The sequence below is a fragment of the Pseudomonas sp. FBF18 genome (assembly GCF_024261405.1).
In the GTDB taxonomy this organism is placed as follows: Bacteria; Pseudomonadota; Gammaproteobacteria; order Pseudomonadales; family Pseudomonadaceae; genus Aquipseudomonas; species Aquipseudomonas palmensis.
In genome coordinates, this window is the sequence record NZ_QKRS01000006.1 from 179,255 (window position 1) to 195,320 (window position 16,066).

Genomic DNA, 16,066 nt, shown 5'->3' on the forward strand with positions numbered 1-16,066 from the left:
GGCGGTGCTGATTGTGTTCGCGAGGCGCTATTTTGGTGCGAAAAGTAGCGTTTTGTTACCGGCGTGAGCGGACCTCCTGCGTGCAGTGTGGTCTGCCTGCCCCGGGATGGAGCGCCATGTACTCATGCCTGTGACTCCAATCGGGGGTATCCTTGCGTCAATCACCTGCCGGGTGCAGGTATCGGGATTGAAAGGTGCGAGGAGATTGTTCTGTGTTTGCTCTTGATTCACGTTTGCAACAAGACACGATTGCGCTGGGGGACTTACCTCTTTGTCGCTTGTTACTTAGTAAGGATGCTAACTATCCGTGGTTCATTCTGGTGCCGCGGCGCCCTGCTGTCAGCGAAGTATTCGAACTTGATGAAGAGGCGCAGCAGCAACTCTGGCAAGAGACCACGTTGCTGGCCAAGTTGCTCGACGGGCTGTTCGATGCCGACAAGATGAATGTCGCGACCCTGGGCAACGTCGTGAGCCAGTTGCACATGCATGTGATCGTGCGACGCCAGAGCGATGTGGCATGGCCTGGCCCGGTGTGGGGGCGCGTGCCGGCGCTGGTTTATACAGCCGAGGCGCTGGCTCATGTGCGCCGCATCGTCGAGCGTGAGCTTGGTGATTATCTTCAACCGATCGAGGCTTGAATCATGACCCTGGAAGCACGGGTAACCGAGCTGGAGAGTCGTCTGGCATTTCAGGACGATACGCTGCTGGCGCTGAACGATGTGTTGGTGGAGCAGCAGCGGGTGGTTGAAAGGCTGCAGCTGCAGATGGGCGCGCTGCTCAAGCGTTATGAGGAGATGGTGGGGCAGTACGAGTCCAACGAGGAAGAAGCGCCGCCCCCGCACTATTGATGCATGCGCCTCGCGCAGCGGGCCTAAAGGCTCAGTGCAGATCCACAGCAGAACAGGGCGGGTGAGTAGGCGTAAAAAAACCGCGATCGGCCGAGTGGCCGTCGCGGTTCTTCACGCGAGGATCAGCGACGCGGTGCCGCAATCACATCCTCGGCCTGCAGGCCCTTGTCCCGGTTCATCACCGAAAACTCCACGCGCTGACCCTCCACCAGCACCCGGTGACCCTCGCCACGAATGGCCCGGAAGTGCACGAAGATGTCATCGCCGGAATCCCGCGAAATGAATCCAAAGCCCTTGGACGTGTTGAACCACTTCACGGTGCCCGTGTCGCGGTTGCTCATGTCGTAGGCAGGTGCCTGGCTGCGCGCACGGCCAACCTTGGCCAGGCCCGCCACCAGATGCAGCAGCACGGCCAGCAGGGCGCAGACCATGGCCGCGACATTGCCCAGCTCCGGGCGCAGCAGCACAGTGACCGCTTGCAATACCACTGCAAGCACCAGCAGCGCGCTGGCAGTGTGTTGCAGGTACTGGCGCGCGCCGCGGTAGTGCATTGGCAGCACAGGCACCAGGATCAGGTTGAGCAGCCCGAACAGCGCCAGGTAGATGGCATCGGGTTGTTGCAGGAAAGGGACAGCTTCGCCCCTCAGGCTAGGAATCAGGGACAGCAGCAAGGCAGCTGCGCCCGTCAACAGGTGAACGATCTTGAACATGGTGGTTTGGCTCACATTTTATTCAGGCATATCACAGGAAGAGCTGAACCCACGGTGCGCGGTTACCGATGAGGCGCCAAAGCGTGGCTGCAGCCTATGCGCCATTGCACAAAAAATGCGCAATGACGGCACAGTGCCTATTTAACAGCAAAGCCGGGTGCTTCTCAAATCAGCGGGCCAAACGGGCCGCGCGGCTGCAGCCCTGTGTCGCACGCCAGACCGGCAATCGGAGCTGCAGGCACGCGCAACTCTTGGTACAGTGCTTCCAGCATGTTGAACTGACATCACAGGAAGGAAATGTACATGGCAATTGATATTGGTATCAGTGAAGAAGATCGCAAGTCCATTGTTGACGGCTTGTCGCATCTGTTATCGGATACATATGTACTGTACTTGAAGACCCATAACTTCCACTGGAACGTGACCGGGCCGATGTTCAATACACTGCACTTGATGTTCGAAGGCCAGTACAACGAACTGGCCCTGGCAGTCGATGCCATCGCCGAGCGAATTCGTGCACTGGGCTTCCCGGCGCCGGGTACTTATTCCACCTACGCCAAGTTGTCCTCGATCAAGGAGGAGCCAGGTGTGCCGGCGGCTGAAGAGATGATCAAGCAACTGGTCGATGGCCAGGAAGCCGTGGTGCGGACCGCGCGCAGCCTGTTCCCGTTGCTGGACAAGGTCAGCGACGAGCCGACCGCCGACCTGTTGACCCAGCGCATGCAGGCCCATGAAAAGACTGCCTGGATGCTGCGCTCGCTGTTGGCCAAGTGAGTGTTCGGCGCCTGTAAAGGCGCCTGTTGAAAGACGCAAGCCCGATTTTTCTTTAGAGGAGTCGGGCTTTTTTAATGGGTACTTCCTGCGTGCTGCGGCCGGCGTGGAACAGTTTCAGCAGGTGTGGTACATGAACTCAACTAAAAGGTTATTCCTACGCTGCGCAGGCTCGCGGTCTGCTGGTTGCAATACGATGAACAGCGCTTCATAGGCAGGTACCTGGATAGCAAGTATCCCGGTGATGAACTTCCTGTCAGTCAATGCGTGGGATGAATATGTCGCGAGTCGTGAATGAACGTGCATGCACCGCCGAGCAACTTCGTATGGCCCCTGGTGATCCTTTTCAGGCAGATTTCAATATGGGCCTGGCGCGCCCGCTGTCGCGTTCGGTGCGACTCAACGGCTTCGCCACCTGCTTGCGCCTGGAAGAGGTCTACTGGAAAATCCTCGAGCGCATTGCCGCCGCCAACCGGTGTACGGTCAATGCGGTGCTGTCCCATGTGGACCGCGAAGTCCACCTTCGCCACGGCGGCGTCAAGAATTTCAGCGGCCTGGTGCGGGTGATCTGCGTGGTCTACGTGCTGGGGGGCGGCGCCAAGCCCTGAACCATTCGTGCGCTGGCACGGCGGGCGGGCTGCACAGCCCCGGTTAACCATATATAATCCCGCTTTTTGCTGCGTGGCGCGGCCCGCGCAGTGGTCAACGAGATACGCCAATGCCCCTGTACGACTATCAATGCGGTTCCTGCAGCCACCAGATGGAAGTTCTGCAGAAGATCAGCGCAGCGCCGCTGACCGATTGCCCGGCCTGCCAGGCACCTGCCCTGAAGAAGCTGATTTCTGCCCCGGGCTTCCGCCTGGGCGGCACCGGCTGGTATGAAACCGACTTCAAGACCGGCACCAAAAAGAACCTGGCGGGCGCCGACAAGGCCGACTGAGTTGAACTGTACTGCCAGGGTCTTGCACTATGGGCCCCCTGGGGCCGGCAAGGTCCACACCCGAATTCACGAATGACGAGAAGCGAAACCACCATCATGATGCGCAGCCACTATTGCGGCCAACTGAACGAGAGCCTGGAAGGTCAGGAAATTACCCTTTGCGGCTGGGTCCATCGTCGTCGCGACCACGGCGGGGTGATTTTCCTCGACATCCGTGATCGCGAAGGCATGGCTCAGGTCGTGTTCGACCCGGACCGCGCAGAAAGCTTTGCCGCCGCCGACCGCGTGCGCAGCGAGTACGTGGTGAAGATCACCGGCAAGGTGCGTCCGCGCCCTGCAGGCGCAGTCAACGCCAACATGGCCTCGGGCGCCATCGAAGTGCTGGGCTACGAGCTCGAAGTGCTGAACGAAGCGGAAACCCCGCCGTTCCCGCTCAACGAGTACTCCGACGTGGGTGAAGAGACCCGCCTGCGCTATCGCTTCATCGACCTGCGTCGTCCGGAGATGGCCGAGAAGCTGCGTCTGCGCTCGCGCATCACCACCAGCATCCGTCGCTTCCTTGACGAAAACGGCTTCCTCGACGTCGAGACGCCGATCCTGACCCGCGCTACCCCGGAAGGCGCGCGTGACTACCTGGTGCCAAGCCGTACCCACGCTGGCAGCTTCTTTGCCCTGCCGCAATCGCCCCAGCTGTTCAAGCAACTGCTGATGGTGGCCGGTTTCGATCGCTACTACCAGATCGCCAAGTGCTTCCGCGACGAAGACCTGCGCGCCGACCGCCAGCCGGAATTCACCCAGATCGATATCGAGACCAGCTTCCTGGACGAGACCGAGATCATGGGCCTGACCGAAAGCATGATCCGCAAACTGTTCAAGGAAGTCCTGGACCTGGAGTTCGGCGAATTCCCGCACATGACCTTCGAAGAGGCCATGCGCCGCTACGGTTCGGACAAGCCTGACCTGCGCAACCCGCTGGAACTGGTGGATGTGGCCGACCAGCTGCAAGCGGTCGACTTCAAGGTGTTCAGCGGCCCGGCCAACGACCCGAAATGCCGCGTTGCCGCACTGCGTGTACCGGGCGGGGCGAGCATGCCGCGCAGCCGTATCGACGAGTACACCAAGTTCGTCGGCATCTACGGTGCCAAGGGCCTGGCGTACATCAAGGTCAACGAGCGCGCCAAGGGCGTCGAGGGCCTGCAGTCGCCAATCGTCAAGAACATCCCCGAGGCCAACCTGAACGTGATCCTCGATCGCGTGGGCGCGGTCGATGGCGACATCGTGTTCTTCGGTGCCGACAAGTCCAAGATCGTCAGCGAAGCCCTGGGCGCGCTGCGCATCAAGGTCGGCAACGACTTCAACCTGCTGACCTGCGAATGGGCACCGATGTGGGTTGTAGACTTCCCGATGTTCGAAGAGAACGACGACGGCAGCTTCACGGCGCTGCACCACCCGTTCACCGCGCCAAAATGCTCCCCTGAAGAGCTGGAGGCCAACCCGGCCACCGCGCTGTCGCGCGCCTATGACATGGTGCTCAACGGCACCGAACTGGGTGGCGGTTCGATCCGTATCCACCGCAAAGAGATGCAGCAGGCCGTGTTCCGCCTGTTGGGCATCGAGGCGGCGGAACAGGAAGAGAAGTTCGGCTTCCTGCTCGACGCGCTGAAGTTCGGTGCACCGCCGCACGGTGGCCTGGCCTTCGGTCTGGACCGCCTGGTGATGCTGATGACCGGCGCCCAGTCGATTCGTGAAGTGATCGCCTTCCCGAAAACCCAGAGCGCGGCGTGCGTCATGACCCAGGCCCCAGGCCTGGTCGATGCCAAGGCACTGCGTGAGCTGCACATCCGTCTGCGCGAACAGCCCAAGGCTGAGTAAGCGGGCCCGGGGCGCATCCACTTGGATGCGCCTTTGCGTTACGGCATACCGAATTGATTGCCCACGCCAGGTTTTCTTCTGGCGGGGGCGTGGTTTTGTTTCAAGGATTTCTGGAGTCAGTTATGGCGGGTCATTCCAAGTGGGCGAACATCAAGCACCGCAAAGAGCGCCAGGATGCCAAGAGAGGCAAGATCTTCACCAAGTGGATTCGTGAGCTGACCGTCGCTGCCAAGCAGGGCGGTGGTGACCCGAATTCCAACCCGCGCCTGCGCCTGGCGCTGGACAAGGCCTTGGGCGCGAACATGAGCCGCGACATCATCGATCGCGCCGTGGCCCGTGGTGCAGGCGCAACCGAAGCCGACAATGTCGAAGAGCTCAGCTACGAAGGCTACGGCCCGGGCGGCGTGGCGATCATGGTCGAGGCCATGACCGACAACCGCAACCGCACCGCCGCGGCCGTGCGCCATGCCTTCAGCAAGTGCGGTGGCAACCTGGGCACCGATGGCTCGGTGGCCTATCTGTTCGAGCGCAAGGGGCAGATCAGCTTTGCCGCCGGTGTCGATGAAGACGCGCTGATGGAAGCGGCGATGGAGGCCGATGCCGACGACGTGGTCAGCAACGAAGATGGCTCGTTCGACGTGTTCACCTCGTTTGCCAGCTTCTACGCGGTGCGTACTGCCCTGGAGGCTGCCGGCTTCAAGGCTGCGGATGCGGAAATCGTCATGCAGCCGACCACCAGCGCCGAACTCGACCTGGAGGGTGCACAGAAGGTGCTCAAGCTGATCGACATGCTTGAAGACCTGGACGATGTGCAGAATGTGTATTCCAACGCCGAAATTCCTGACGAAGTCATGGAACAACTCGGCTAAGGTTCAGTTCTGGCGTACTCGAGGCCGGATTCGTCCGCAGGCACCTTGTGCCCGTGACGGGTCCGGCTTCTGTCTTTTTAATGGCGCCCCGGTGCGCCACTGGTTGCGCAGGCGATATGACTCTGATTCTTGGTATTGACCCCGGCTCGCGGATTACCGGCTATGGTGTGGTGCGCCACACGGCGCGCGGGTGCGAGTACGTGGCCTCCGGTTGCATCCGTACCGGCAGCGGCGAGCTGCCCGAGCGCCTGCAGGTGGTATACCGCAGCGTGCGCGAAATCATCCAGTTGCACGGGCCGGTGACCATGGGTATCGAGCGGGTGTTCATGGCGCGCAACGCCGACTCGGCGCTCAAGCTCGGCCAGGCGCGCGGCGCCGCCATCGTCGCCGGGGTCGAAGAGGGCCTGGAGATCGCCGAGTACAGTGCCACCCAGGTCAAGCAGGCGGTCGCCGGTACGGGCGGGGCCAACAAGGAACAGGTGCAGATGATGGTCATGCACCTGCTCAAGCTCACCCAGAAGCCGCAGATAGACGCCTCCGATGCCCTGGCTATCGCCCTGTGCCATGCCCATACCCGTTCCAGCCTGGTGCCGCACGGGCTGGGCGCTGCACGCAGCCGCAGTGGCCGCCTAAGGCTCTGATAGCATCATCGGTTAACACAATTTCGCTTGCCGGCCACCGCCGGCTTGCAATCATGGCGGCTGATGGCGGGCTTGATCGCCCCGGCGCCCTGGATAAAGGACCTGAACGTGATTGGACGTTTGCGCGGTACCCTGGCTGAAAAGCAGCCGCCGCACCTGATTGTCGATGTCAACGGCCTGGGCTACGAGCTCGAGGTGCCGATGACCACCCTGTATCGCCTACCCAAGGTTGGCGAGGCAGTGACGCTGCACACCCACCTGGTGGTACGTGAAGACGCGCACCTGCTGTATGGCTTTCACGAAAAGCGCGAGCGCGAGTTGTTCCGCGAGCTGATCCGCCTCAACGGCGTAGGGCCCAAGCTGGCCCTGGCATTGATGTCGGGCCTGGAGGTCGACGACCTGATACGCTGCGTGCAGGCCCAGGACACCTCGGCGCTGGTCAAGGTGCCGGGGGTGGGCAAGAAGACCGCCGAGCGCCTGCTGGTCGAACTCAAGGACCGCTTCAAGGCCTGGGAAACCGCGCCAAGCCTGTTTACCCTGGTGTCCGACGGCCCGCAGCCGGTGGCAAGTGCCTCCACTGCCGAAACCGATGCGGTCAGCGCGCTGATCTCGCTGGGCTACAAGCCGCAGGAAGCCAGCCGCGCCGTGGCGGCCATCGATGCCAAGGGCCTGAGCAGCGAAGAGCTGATCCGGCGCAGCCTCAAGGGGATGATTTAAGTGATCGAAGCCGACCGACTCATAGCCGCTACCGGGCGCGACCGCGAAGAGGTCCAGGACCGGGCGATCCGGCCATTGCGCCTGGACGAGTACATCGGGCAGCCAGTGGTGCGCGAGCAGATGGCGCTGTTCATCCAGGCGGCACGTGGGCGCAGCGAGTCGCTGGACCATACGCTGATCTTCGGCCCGCCGGGTCTGGGCAAGACCACCCTGGCCAACATCATCGCGCAGGAGATGGGCGTTTCGATCAAGAGCACCTCCGGGCCGATCCTCGAGCGCCCGGGCGATCTGGCGGCGCTGCTGACCAACCTGGAACCCCACGATGTACTGTTCATCGACGAGATTCACCGGCTTTCGCCGATCGTCGAGGAAGTGCTGTACCCGGCCATGGAAGACTTCCAGCTGGACATCATGATCGGCGAGGGGCCGGCCGCACGTTCGATCAAGCTCGATTTGCCGCCGTTCACCCTGGTCGGGGCAACCACCCGCGCCGGCATGCTGACCAATCCGCTGCGCGACCGTTTCGGTATCGTGCAGCGCCTGGAGTTCTACAACACCGCAGACCTGGCCACCATCGTCAGCCGCTCGGGCGGGATTCTTGGCCTGCCGATCGAGGACGAGGGCGCCTTCGAGATCGCCCGGCGCGCCCGTGGCACCCCGCGTATCGCCAACCGCCTGCTGCGTCGTGTACGCGACTACGCCGAGGTGCGTGGCAAAGGTGACATCACCAAGGCCATCGCCGACCTGGCGCTGAACCTGCTGGACGTGGACGAGCGTGGTTTCGATCACCAGGACCGGCGCCTGCTGCTGACCATGATCGAGAAGTTCGACGGTGGCCCGGTGGGTGTTGACAGCCTGGCAGCGGCGATCAGCGAAGAACGTCACACCATCGAGGACGTGCTGGAGCCCTACCTGATCCAGCAGGGCTACATCATGCGCACACCCCGTGGGCGCGTGGTGACCCGGCACGCCTACCTGCACTTTGGCCTGAACATTCCGGGCCGCATGGGCGAGTCGGTCAACGGCGAGGGTTTTTCCGACCTGGCCGATGAATGACAGACTTATCCGGCGTTTTCGTGGTCCTATCGGCGGACACGCATGAGTCGCGCTGGCAATACGACATAATCCGTTAAAAACAGTTGGTGGGGCGGATTGGCAAGCTGAGGAGTTAGCACTAGAGTATGCGCGCGCAAAATGGGGTTGAGTCGTTCGCACATCGCTGTCGCGTCTATTACGAGGACACCGATGCGGGCGGCGTGGTGTATTACGTCAATTATCTGAAATTCATGGAGCGTGCCCGCACCGAGCGGTTGCGCGAGCTGGGCTTTGCCCAGTCTGCGATGGCAGAACAGAACACCTTGTTCGTCGTTCATTCCAGCGAGGCGCGCTACCACGCGCCGGCCCGCCTGGACGATGAATTGCGGGTCACCGCACAAGTGCTTGAATTGAATCGTGCCAGCCTGCGCTTTGTGCAGCAGGTCTGGCGCGAGCGTGATGCAACGCTGCTCTGCGAGGGGCAGTTCCTGGTGGCCTGTGTGCGCGCCGATACGTTCAAACCCCGGGCCATTCCTTCCGAGCTGCGTGCAGCCTTTGTGGCGGCGGATGGTGCGGGTAACCAAACAATTGCAGGAGATTAAGCGTGGAAGCTAACGTCGTCGACCATACCTCCATGTGGAGCCTGGTCAGTAATGCCAGCATCGTGGTGCAGCTGGTCATGCTGATTCTGGTGGCCGCATCGGTGACCTCGTGGATCATGATTTTTCAGCGCAGCACCATGCTGCGTGCCGGTCGTCGTGCGCTGGAAAGCTTCGAGGAGCGCTTCTGGTCGGGCATCGACCTGTCCAAGCTGTACCGCCAGGCCGGCAGCAACCCGGACCCGGACTCGGGTGTGGAGCAGGTCTTCCGTGCCGGCTTCAAGGAGTTCTCGCGCCTGCGCCAGCAACCGGGTGTCGACCCTGACGCCGTGATGGAAGGCGTTGGCCGGGCCATGCGCGTGGCCATCTCGCGTGAAGAAGAGAAGCTCGAACAGAGCCTGCCGTTCCTCGCCACCGTCGGTTCCACCAGCCCGTACATCGGTCTGTTCGGTACCGTATGGGGCATCATGAACTCCTTCCGCGGCCTGGCTTCGGCCCAGCAGGCGACCCTGGCCACTGTGGCTCCGGGTATCGCCGAGGCACTGATCGCCACCGCGATCGGCCTGTTCGCCGCAATCCCGGCAGTTATTGCCTACAACCGTTTCGCTGCACGCAGTGAAGTCTTGATCGGCCGCTACTACACGTTCGCCGACGAGTTCCAGGCCATCCTGCACCGTAAAGTGCACACCAGCGAAGAGTGATCAGGTAAAAGCCCATGGCTCGAGTTCGACACAAACGCAAGCCGGTCGCGGAGATGAACGTGGTGCCCTACATCGATGTGATGTTGGTACTGCTGGTCATCTTCATGGTGACCGCACCGATGCTCAACCAGGGCGTGAAGGTCGACCTGCCCAAGGTTTCCAGCGAAGCCTTGCCGCAGGACAACAACGTCCAGATCCTTACCATTTCGATCAAGGCCGACAAGACCTATTTCTGGAACCTTGGCAGCGAAGTCGACACCGAAAAGCAGATGGACAAGGCCATGACCTTGCCGCAAATGACCGACGCGGTGACCAAGATCATCGCGGCCGGACGTGACCAGGGCAAACAGACCCAGGTGTTCATCCGTGGCGACAAGGCCGTCGACTATGGCGCGGTGATGGGCGCCATGGGCGGGTTGCAGAAGGCCGGTGTCGGTAACGTTGGCCTGATTACCGAGGCGCCCTGATGCAACAGCGAGAGCCATCCGCCTCGGAAAGCTATTTCTGGCCCAGCGTCTGGGCCATCGCGCTGCACGTTCTGGTGTTCGGCATGCTGTTCGTCAGCTTTGCCATGACCCCGGAACTGCCGCCGGCCAAGCCTATTGTCCAGGCGACCCTGTACCAGCTGAAGTCCAAAAGTCAGGCCACCACCCAGACCAATCAGAAGATTGCGGGTGAAGCGAAGAAAACCGCTGCGCGCCAGACCGAAGTCGAGCAGATGGAACAGAAGAAGGTCGAGCAGCAGAAGCAGGAAGCGGTGAAGGCTGCGGAACAAAAGAAAGAAGAGGCGGCTCAAAAGGCCGAAGAAGCCCGCGAGGCGGCCGAAGCCAAGAAGGCCGACGAGGCCAAGAAAGCCGACGAGGCCAAAAAAGCGGACGCGGCCAAGAAAGCCGAGGAAGCCAAGAAGGTCGAAGAGAAACAGCAGGCCGACCTCGCCAAGAAGAAAGCCGAGGAAGAGGCCAAGAAACAGGCAGCAGAAGAGGCCAAGAAGCAGGCCGCTGAAGACGCCAAGAAGAAAGCCGCCGAGGATGCCAAGAAAAAGGCAGCCGAGGATGCGAAGAAAAAAGCGGCAGCCGAAGAGGCCAAGAAAAAGGCCGCCGAGGATGCCAAGAAGAAAGCCGCAGCCGATGCGGCCAAGAAGAAGTCAGCAGAAGCGGCGCGCAAGGCGGCGGAAGACAAGAAAGCCCAGGCCCTGGCTGAGCTGTTGTCCGACTCCACCGAACGGCAGCAGGCGCTGGCCGACGAGCAGGGTGACCAGGTGGCCGGCGACTTCGACGACCTGATTCGTGCCCGCGCAGCCGAAGGCTGGGCGCGCCCACCTTCTGCACGCAAGAACATGACGGTGGTCCTGCAGATTGGCATGTTGCCCGATGGCACCGTGACCACGGTGAGCGTTGCACGCTCCAGTGGTGATGGTCCGTTCGATGCCTCTGCGGTAGCAGCGGTCAAGAACATTGGCCGCCTGACCGAAATGCAGGGCTTGAAACCGAGCGAATTCAATCCCTATCGTTCATTCAAGATGACATTCACACCTGAGGATCTAGCCTTGTGATTAACCTTCTTAGAGGACTGCTGGTCGTTCTCTGCTGCGCAGCAGGGATGGCCGTTGCAGAAGAAAAGAACATCCTGGTCACCAGCGGCAGTGACCGTGCCACGCCGATCGCGGTCGTGCCGTTCGCCCTGCAGGGTGGCAGTGTGCTGCCCGAGGACATGGCCGATATCATTGGCAATGACCTGCGCAACTCCGGCTACTACGCGCCGATTCCGCGCCAGAACATGATCAGCCAGCCTAGCCAGGCCAGCGAAGTCATCTTCCGCGACTGGAAGGCCCTGGGCGCCCAGTACGTGATGGTAGGCAGCATCGTGCCAGCGGGCGGTCGCCTGCAGGTGCAATATGCGCTGTTCAACGTCGCCACCGAGCAGCAAGTGCTGACCGGCAGCGTCTCGGGCACTGCCGACCAGCTGCGTGACATGTCGCACTACATTGCCGACCAGTCGTTCGAGAAGCTCACCGGCATCAAGGGTGCGTTCTCCACGCGCATGCTGTACGTCACCGCCGAACGCTTCTCCAAGGACAACACTCGTTACACGTTGCAGCGTTCGGACTACGACGGCGCCCGCGCCGTGACCCTGCTGCAGTCGCGCGAGCCGATCCTGTCGCCGCGCTTCGCGCCAGACGGCAAGCGCATTGCCTATGTGTCGTTCGAACAGCGTCGTCCGCGTATCTTCGTACAGCACATCGACACTGGCCGTCGTGAGCAGATCACCAACTTCGAAGGCCTCAACGGTGCACCAGCCTGGTCGCCCGATGGTTCGCGCCTGGCGTTCGTGCTGTCCAAGGACGGCAACCCTGACATCTATGTGATGAACATGGCTTCGCGCCAGATGTCGCGTGTCACGGCCGGTCCGGGTATCAACACCGAGCCGTTCTGGGGCAAGGATGGTTCGACCATCTATTTCACGTCGGATCGTGGCGGCAAGCCGCAGATCTACAAAACCAACGTTTCGGGTGGTGGTGCCGAGCGTGTAACTTTCGTGGGTAACTACAACGCCAACCCTAAACTGTCGGCGGATGAAAAGACCCTGGTAATGATTCATCGCCAGCAAGGTTTCACCAACTTCAAGGTGGCCGCGCAGGATTTGCAGCGAGGAAGTGTAAAAATCCTCTCTGAAACAAGTCTTGATGAGTCACCCACTGTTGCGCCCAACGGCACCATGCTAATCTACGCCACCCGCCAGCAGGGCCGGGGAGTCTTGATGCTCGTCTCTCTCAACGGACGCGTGAGGCTCCCGCTTCCTACCGCTCAAGGCGAAGTCAGAGAACCGTCCTGGTCCCCTTACCTGAACTGACGCGGCGCTTTACGTAACACTTAACACATTGGGGTTCATTAGGAGTTTCACGATGGAAATGCTGAAGTTTGGTAAGTTTGCTGCGCTGGCTCTGGCCATGGCTGTAGCTGTAGGTTGCTCCTCCAAGGGCGGCGACAACGCTGGTGAAGGCGCTGTTGATCCAAACGCTGGTTACGGCGCTAACACCGGTGCTGTTGACGGTTCCCTGAGCGAAGAAGCCGCTCTGCGCGCAATCACCACCTTCTACTTCGAATACGACAGCTCGGACCTGAAGCCAGAAGCCATGCGCGCTCTGGACGTTCACGCCAAAGACCTGAAAGGCAATGGCGCTCGCGTCGTCCTGGAAGGCAACACCGACGAGCGTGGTACTCGCGAATACAACATGGCCCTGGGCGAGCGTCGTGCTAAAGCCGTACAGCGCTACCTGGTACTGCAAGGCGTTTCCCCAGCCCAACTGGAACTGGTTTCCTACGGCGAAGAGCGTCCAGTTGCTACCGGTAACGACGAGCAATCCTGGGCTCAGAACCGTCGCGTCGAACTGCGTAAGTAATTCGATATGCGAACGTGCCGCCGTGCTGTAACCGTCCTGGCTCTCGCCCTGCCACTCGTGGCCTGGGCCGAGGTTCCTGTTGTTGATGACAACGCTGGCTATAACGGCGCAAGCAGTTATCCGCCAGCGGGTTATGGTACGAGCGGCGCCTACGCCGGGGGAGGGGTTTCGGCCCCTGCCTCGGCGCAGGGTCAGCTGTTCATGCAATTGCAGCAGATGCAGGATCAGATTTCGCGTCAGCAAGGCGTGATCGAAGAACTGCAAAACGATGTAGCCCGCCTGAAACAGGAAGGCCTGGAGCGTTACCAGGACCTGGATCGGCGTATCGGAGCCGGCGGTGCACCCGCTGCAACTCCCGAGAATTCTTCCACCGGTGGTGATGTAGCCGCCGGTGCCGCTGCAGGCGCGGCCACCGCCCCTGCAGCCAGTAGCGAACCTGGCGACCCGGCGAAAGAAAAGCTCTATTACGACGCTGCTTTCGACCTGATCAAGGCCAAGGATTTCGACAAGGCCAGCCAGGCATTCAATGCCTTCCTGCGCAAGTACCCCAACAGTCAGTACGCCGGCAATGCCCAGTACTGGCTGGGTGAAGTGAACCTTGCCAAGGGCGACCTGCAGGGCGCCGGTCAGGCGTTTGCCAAGGTCAGCCAGCTGTATCCGAAGCACAGCAAGGTGCCGGACTCGCTGTACAAGCTGGCCGATGTCGAGCGCCGCCTGGGTCACACCGACCGGGTCAAGGGTATTCTGCAGCAGGTGGTCACCCAGTACCCGGGTACCTCCGCCGCACAGTTGGCCCAGCGCGACCTGCAGAAGCTCTGAACTGCCCGCCTGGAAGAAACCCGCGCTAGTCGCGGGTTTTTTCGTTAGAATCGATGCCCTTTTATTGACACACGCTGCTGCGAACTACGCGATGCCGGGTTCGCTGCAGTGCCTGACGGAGGCGGACAGCCTGTTTAGCTGTTACGTCCGTGGCGACTATGCAAGACACATTACGAATTACCGAAGTTTTTTACTCGTTGCAGGGTGAAACGCGTACCGCTGGGCTGCCCACGGTATTTGTACGTCTCACCGGCTGCCCTTTGCGTTGCCAGTATTGCGACAGTGCCTATGCCTTCAGTGGTGGTACCGTGCGCAGCCTCGACTCGATTCTCGAGCAGGTGGCTGGTTTTCGCCCGCGTTACGTGTGCGTCACTGGCGGTGAGCCATTGGCCCAACCCAACGCCATCCCCTTGCTCAAGCAATTGTGCGACGCCGGCTATGAGGTGTCGCTGGAAACCAGCGGAGCACTGGACATCTCGAAGGTCGACCAGCGCGTCAGCCGGGTGGTGGACCTCAAGACGCCGGGCTCCGAAGAGATGCACCGCAACCTCTACGAGAATATCGAGCTGCTGACCCCGAACGATCAGGTCAAGTTCGTCATCTGTTCCCGTGAAGACTATGACTGGGCGGTATCCAAGCTGATCCAGTATGGTCTGGAGAAGCGTGCCGGGGAGGTGCTGTTTTCGCCGAGCCACCATCAGGTCAAGGCCAGCGACCTGGCCGACTGGATCGTGGCCGATAATTTGCCGGTTCGTTTTCAACTGCAGTTGCACAAGCAATTGTGGAACGACGAGCCGGGACGCTGATTGGGGAGTGATGTCATGACTGATAAACGTGCGGTAATCCTGCTGTCTGGTGGCCTGGACTCGGCCACGGTGGTCGCGATGGCCAAGGCCGAAGGCTACAGCTGCTATACCATGAGTTTCGATTACGGCCAGCGTCATCGCGCCGAACTGGACGCCGCTGCGCGAGTTGCCCGTGACCTGGGTGCAGTCGAGCACAAGGTGATCGGCCTGAGCCTGGATGGCATTGGTGGTTCGGCGCTGACCGACAGCAGCATCGATGTACCCGAGACGCCGGGTGAAGGCATTCCAGTGACCTACGTACCGGCGCGCAATACCGTGTTCCTGTCGTTGGCGCTGGGCTGGGCCGAGGTGTTGCAGGCGCGGGATATCTTCATCGGCGTGAACGCGGTGGATTACTCGGGCTACCCGGATTGCCGTCCCGAGTTCGTCGAGGCATTCGAGCGCATGGCCAACCTGGCCACCAAGGCCGGTGTCGAGGGGCAGGGCTTTCGCATCCAGGCACCGTTGCAGAACCTGAGCAAGGCGCAGATCGTTCAGGCGGGCATGGCGCGTGGTGTCGACTACAGCCTCACTGTGTCGTGCTATCAGGCTGACGATCAAGGCCGTGCCTGTGGCAAGTGCGACAGCTGCCGCCTGCGTGCAGATGGCTTCCGGGCAGCCGGCGTGACCGACCCTACCCGATATTTTTGATTTTTTTTACGGTGGGGTGTTGATTTCCTTAAGGAAATCAGTATTATACGCCCCACGCAACGGGTCGTTAGCTCAGTTGGTAGAGCAGTTGGCTTTTAACCAATTGGTCGTAGGTTCGAATCCTACACGACCCACCATTTCGAAAAACCCGCTTTCCATGAGAAAGCGGGTTTTTTTTCGTCTGTTGAATTTCCCTCCCTGTTCAGCAACTGAACCGTGATCTGCGGGTTGACCTGGAGATTGCGTTCGCGCCAGCTCGGCTAGGTGCGAGCTGGCGCGGGAGGGGGTCACCGGTCTACGGGTTGCCTGCCGAGAGTGTCTGCAGGCCCTGGCTTCGGGCCTGCTCGAGCAGTTCTTCAGTGTCTGCCCCGCCGGGCAGCGCGAGCACGATGTCCGGTCGGCTATCGGCCAGCATGAAGCGGTTGCGCAGGCGTTCGGCCTGTTTGCCGTGGTGCTGCCAGTTGGGTGGGTAGCGCACGATGTGGGCTGCGTTTTCCCGGGCCCAGTCCTCGATATGTGCACCGAGGAACTGACTGCCACCGTGGATGACCACCTGCACCGGGTGCAGGCGCTGGAAAGCTTCCAGAACCTGCCGGCACACCCGGCTGTCGGCGTAATGGCGGCCGGCGCAAATCAGTACGCGCATAG

21 protein-coding genes and 1 tRNA gene are annotated in these 16,066 nt (G+C 61.1%); 20 read left to right on the forward strand and 2 right to left on the reverse strand.

The genetic code is table 11. From position 1 onward, the window contains the following. The first annotated feature begins 212 nt into the window (after window positions 1–212). A complete protein-coding gene (locus DN387_RS12100; RefSeq protein ID WP_043864250.1) occupies window positions 213–638 on the forward strand; it encodes an HIT domain-containing protein in 426 nt (141 codons plus the stop codon). Window positions 639–641: 3 nt separating this feature from the next. After that, on the forward strand, window positions 642–848 hold the full coding sequence (locus DN387_RS12105) for a SlyX family protein (RefSeq protein ID WP_043864249.1): 207 nt from the start codon (window positions 642–644) through the stop codon (window positions 846–848). Window positions 849–970: 122 nt separating this feature from the next. On the opposite strand, the gene DN387_RS26045 is transcribed toward DN387_RS12105, so the two are convergent. Beyond that, a complete protein-coding gene (locus DN387_RS26045) occupies window positions 971–1,558 on the reverse strand; it encodes a cold-shock protein (protein ID WP_043864302.1) in 588 nt (195 codons plus the stop codon). A gap of 303 nt (window positions 1,559–1,861) precedes the next feature. Between DN387_RS26045 and DN387_RS12115 the strand changes: the two genes are divergently transcribed. From DN387_RS12115 to DN387_RS12200, 18 genes are all read left to right on the forward strand, one after another. Next, the gene (locus DN387_RS12115; RefSeq protein WP_043864248.1) at window positions 1,862–2,332 is read left to right on the forward strand and encodes a Dps family protein; all 471 of its coding nucleotides are present in this window, start codon (window positions 1,862–1,864) and stop codon (window positions 2,330–2,332) included. A gap of 275 nt (window positions 2,333–2,607) precedes the next feature. Next, window positions 2,608–2,937 (forward strand): ribbon-helix-helix domain-containing protein, encoded by a 330-nt coding sequence (locus DN387_RS12120; RefSeq protein ID WP_054914974.1) that lies wholly within the window; start codon window positions 2,608–2,610, stop codon window positions 2,935–2,937. 110 nt (window positions 2,938–3,047) lie between these two features. Next, complete coding sequence (locus DN387_RS12125; RefSeq protein ID WP_043864246.1) at window positions 3,048–3,269, forward strand: FmdB family zinc ribbon protein; 222 nt, start codon at window positions 3,048–3,050, stop codon at window positions 3,267–3,269. Between the two features lie 96 nt (window positions 3,270–3,365). Further along, on the forward strand, window positions 3,366–5,141 hold the full coding sequence (aspS, locus tag DN387_RS12130; protein ID WP_043864301.1) for an aspartate--tRNA ligase: 1,776 nt from the start codon (window positions 3,366–3,368) through the stop codon (window positions 5,139–5,141). Window positions 5,142–5,263: 122 nt separating this feature from the next. Then, window positions 5,264–6,010, forward strand: coding sequence for a YebC/PmpR family DNA-binding transcriptional regulator (locus tag DN387_RS12135; protein ID WP_043864245.1), 747 nt, complete (start codon window positions 5,264–5,266; stop codon window positions 6,008–6,010). A gap of 116 nt (window positions 6,011–6,126) precedes the next feature. Next, a complete protein-coding gene (gene ruvC / locus DN387_RS12140) occupies window positions 6,127–6,651 on the forward strand; it encodes a crossover junction endodeoxyribonuclease RuvC (RefSeq protein WP_043864244.1) in 525 nt (174 codons plus the stop codon). A 108-nt stretch (window positions 6,652–6,759) separates the two neighbouring features. Next, complete coding sequence (gene ruvA / locus DN387_RS12145; protein WP_043864300.1) at window positions 6,760–7,368, forward strand: Holliday junction branch migration protein RuvA; 609 nt, start codon at window positions 6,760–6,762, stop codon at window positions 7,366–7,368. Continuing rightward, window positions 7,369–8,424 carry a Holliday junction branch migration DNA helicase RuvB gene (gene ruvB, locus DN387_RS12150; RefSeq protein ID WP_043864243.1) on the forward strand — a complete coding sequence of 352 codons (1,056 nt, stop codon included), beginning with the start codon at window positions 7,369–7,371 and terminating at the stop codon, window positions 8,422–8,424. A 125-nt stretch (window positions 8,425–8,549) separates the two neighbouring features. Beyond that, on the forward strand, window positions 8,550–9,005 hold the full coding sequence (gene ybgC / locus DN387_RS12155; protein WP_043864242.1) for a tol-pal system-associated acyl-CoA thioesterase: 456 nt from the start codon (window positions 8,550–8,552) through the stop codon (window positions 9,003–9,005). 2 nt (window positions 9,006–9,007) lie between these two features. Then, a complete protein-coding gene (tolQ, locus tag DN387_RS12160) occupies window positions 9,008–9,703 on the forward strand; it encodes a protein TolQ (protein ID WP_043864241.1) in 696 nt (231 codons plus the stop codon). 14 nt (window positions 9,704–9,717) lie between these two features. Next, window positions 9,718–10,170, forward strand: a complete 453-nt coding sequence (gene tolR, locus DN387_RS12165; RefSeq protein WP_043864240.1) for a protein TolR — start codon at window positions 9,718–9,720, stop codon at window positions 10,168–10,170. Beyond that, a complete protein-coding gene (gene tolA / locus DN387_RS12170) occupies window positions 10,170–11,255 on the forward strand; it encodes a cell envelope integrity protein TolA (protein ID WP_043864239.1) in 1,086 nt (361 codons plus the stop codon). Before tolR ends, tolA begins: the two co-directional genes overlap by 1 nt. A gap of 47 nt (window positions 11,256–11,302) precedes the next feature. Continuing rightward, entirely contained in the window at window positions 11,303–12,553 is a 1,251-nt protein-coding gene (tolB, locus tag DN387_RS12175; protein ID WP_236171536.1) for a Tol-Pal system beta propeller repeat protein TolB, read from the forward strand. A gap of 52 nt (window positions 12,554–12,605) precedes the next feature. Further along, on the forward strand, window positions 12,606–13,103 hold the full coding sequence (pal, locus tag DN387_RS12180; RefSeq protein ID WP_042121796.1) for a peptidoglycan-associated lipoprotein Pal: 498 nt from the start codon (window positions 12,606–12,608) through the stop codon (window positions 13,101–13,103). A 6-nt stretch (window positions 13,104–13,109) separates the two neighbouring features. Beyond that, window positions 13,110–13,922, forward strand: a complete 813-nt coding sequence (ybgF, locus tag DN387_RS12185; RefSeq protein WP_054914972.1) for a tol-pal system protein YbgF — start codon at window positions 13,110–13,112, stop codon at window positions 13,920–13,922. A 158-nt stretch (window positions 13,923–14,080) separates the two neighbouring features. Beyond that, on the forward strand, window positions 14,081–14,728 hold the full coding sequence (gene queE, locus DN387_RS12190) for a 7-carboxy-7-deazaguanine synthase QueE (RefSeq protein WP_043864236.1): 648 nt from the start codon (window positions 14,081–14,083) through the stop codon (window positions 14,726–14,728). A gap of 15 nt (window positions 14,729–14,743) precedes the next feature. Continuing rightward, a complete protein-coding gene (gene queC, locus DN387_RS12195; RefSeq protein ID WP_043864235.1) occupies window positions 14,744–15,418 on the forward strand; it encodes a 7-cyano-7-deazaguanine synthase QueC in 675 nt (224 codons plus the stop codon). Between the two features lie 61 nt (window positions 15,419–15,479). Further along, window positions 15,480–15,555: transfer RNA gene (locus DN387_RS12200), tRNA-Lys, on the forward strand. A gap of 158 nt (window positions 15,556–15,713) precedes the next feature. Here DN387_RS12200 and DN387_RS12205 read toward each other — a convergent pair. Next, window positions 15,714–16,064 (reverse strand): DUF2493 domain-containing protein, encoded by a 351-nt coding sequence (locus DN387_RS12205; protein WP_043864234.1) that lies wholly within the window; start codon window positions 16,062–16,064, stop codon window positions 15,714–15,716. Between the last annotated feature and the right edge of the window lie 2 nt (window positions 16,065–16,066).

Bases quoted from the DNA above. Each gene is read 5' to 3' on its own strand.
- pal (WP_042121796.1), top strand. From the start codon at position 12,606: ATGGAAATGCTGAAGTTTGGTAAGTTTGCTGCGCTGGCTCTGGCCATG.
- ruvC (WP_043864244.1), top strand. From the start codon at position 6,127: ATGACTCTGATTCTTGGTATTGACCCCGGCTCGCGGATTACCGGCTAT.
- DN387_RS12115 (WP_043864248.1), top strand. From the start codon at position 1,862: ATGGCAATTGATATTGGTATCAGTGAAGAAGATCGCAAGTCCATTGTT.
- DN387_RS12120 (WP_054914974.1), top strand. From the start codon at position 2,608: ATGTCGCGAGTCGTGAATGAACGTGCATGCACCGCCGAGCAACTTCGT.
- tolR (WP_043864240.1), top strand. From the start codon at position 9,718: ATGGCTCGAGTTCGACACAAACGCAAGCCGGTCGCGGAGATGAACGTG.
- DN387_RS26045 (WP_043864302.1), bottom strand. From the start codon at position 1,558: ATGTTCAAGATCGTTCACCTGTTGACGGGCGCAGCTGCCTTGCTGCTG.
- ybgC (WP_043864242.1), top strand. From the start codon at position 8,550: ATGCGCGCGCAAAATGGGGTTGAGTCGTTCGCACATCGCTGTCGCGTC.
- tolA (WP_043864239.1), top strand. From the start codon at position 10,170: ATGCAACAGCGAGAGCCATCCGCCTCGGAAAGCTATTTCTGGCCCAGC.
- queC (WP_043864235.1), top strand. From the start codon at position 14,744: ATGACTGATAAACGTGCGGTAATCCTGCTGTCTGGTGGCCTGGACTCG.
- queE (WP_043864236.1), top strand. From the start codon at position 14,081: ATGCAAGACACATTACGAATTACCGAAGTTTTTTACTCGTTGCAGGGT.
- DN387_RS12135 (WP_043864245.1), top strand. From the start codon at position 5,264: ATGGCGGGTCATTCCAAGTGGGCGAACATCAAGCACCGCAAAGAGCGC.
- DN387_RS12105 (WP_043864249.1), top strand. From the start codon at position 642: ATGACCCTGGAAGCACGGGTAACCGAGCTGGAGAGTCGTCTGGCATTT.
- tolB (WP_236171536.1), top strand. From the start codon at position 11,303: ATGGCCGTTGCAGAAGAAAAGAACATCCTGGTCACCAGCGGCAGTGAC.
- aspS (WP_043864301.1), top strand. From the start codon at position 3,366: ATGATGCGCAGCCACTATTGCGGCCAACTGAACGAGAGCCTGGAAGGT.
- DN387_RS12125 (WP_043864246.1), top strand. From the start codon at position 3,048: ATGCCCCTGTACGACTATCAATGCGGTTCCTGCAGCCACCAGATGGAA.
- DN387_RS12205 (WP_043864234.1), bottom strand. From the start codon at position 16,064: ATGCGCGTACTGATTTGCGCCGGCCGCCATTACGCCGACAGCCGGGTG.
- ybgF (WP_054914972.1), top strand. From the start codon at position 13,110: ATGCGAACGTGCCGCCGTGCTGTAACCGTCCTGGCTCTCGCCCTGCCA.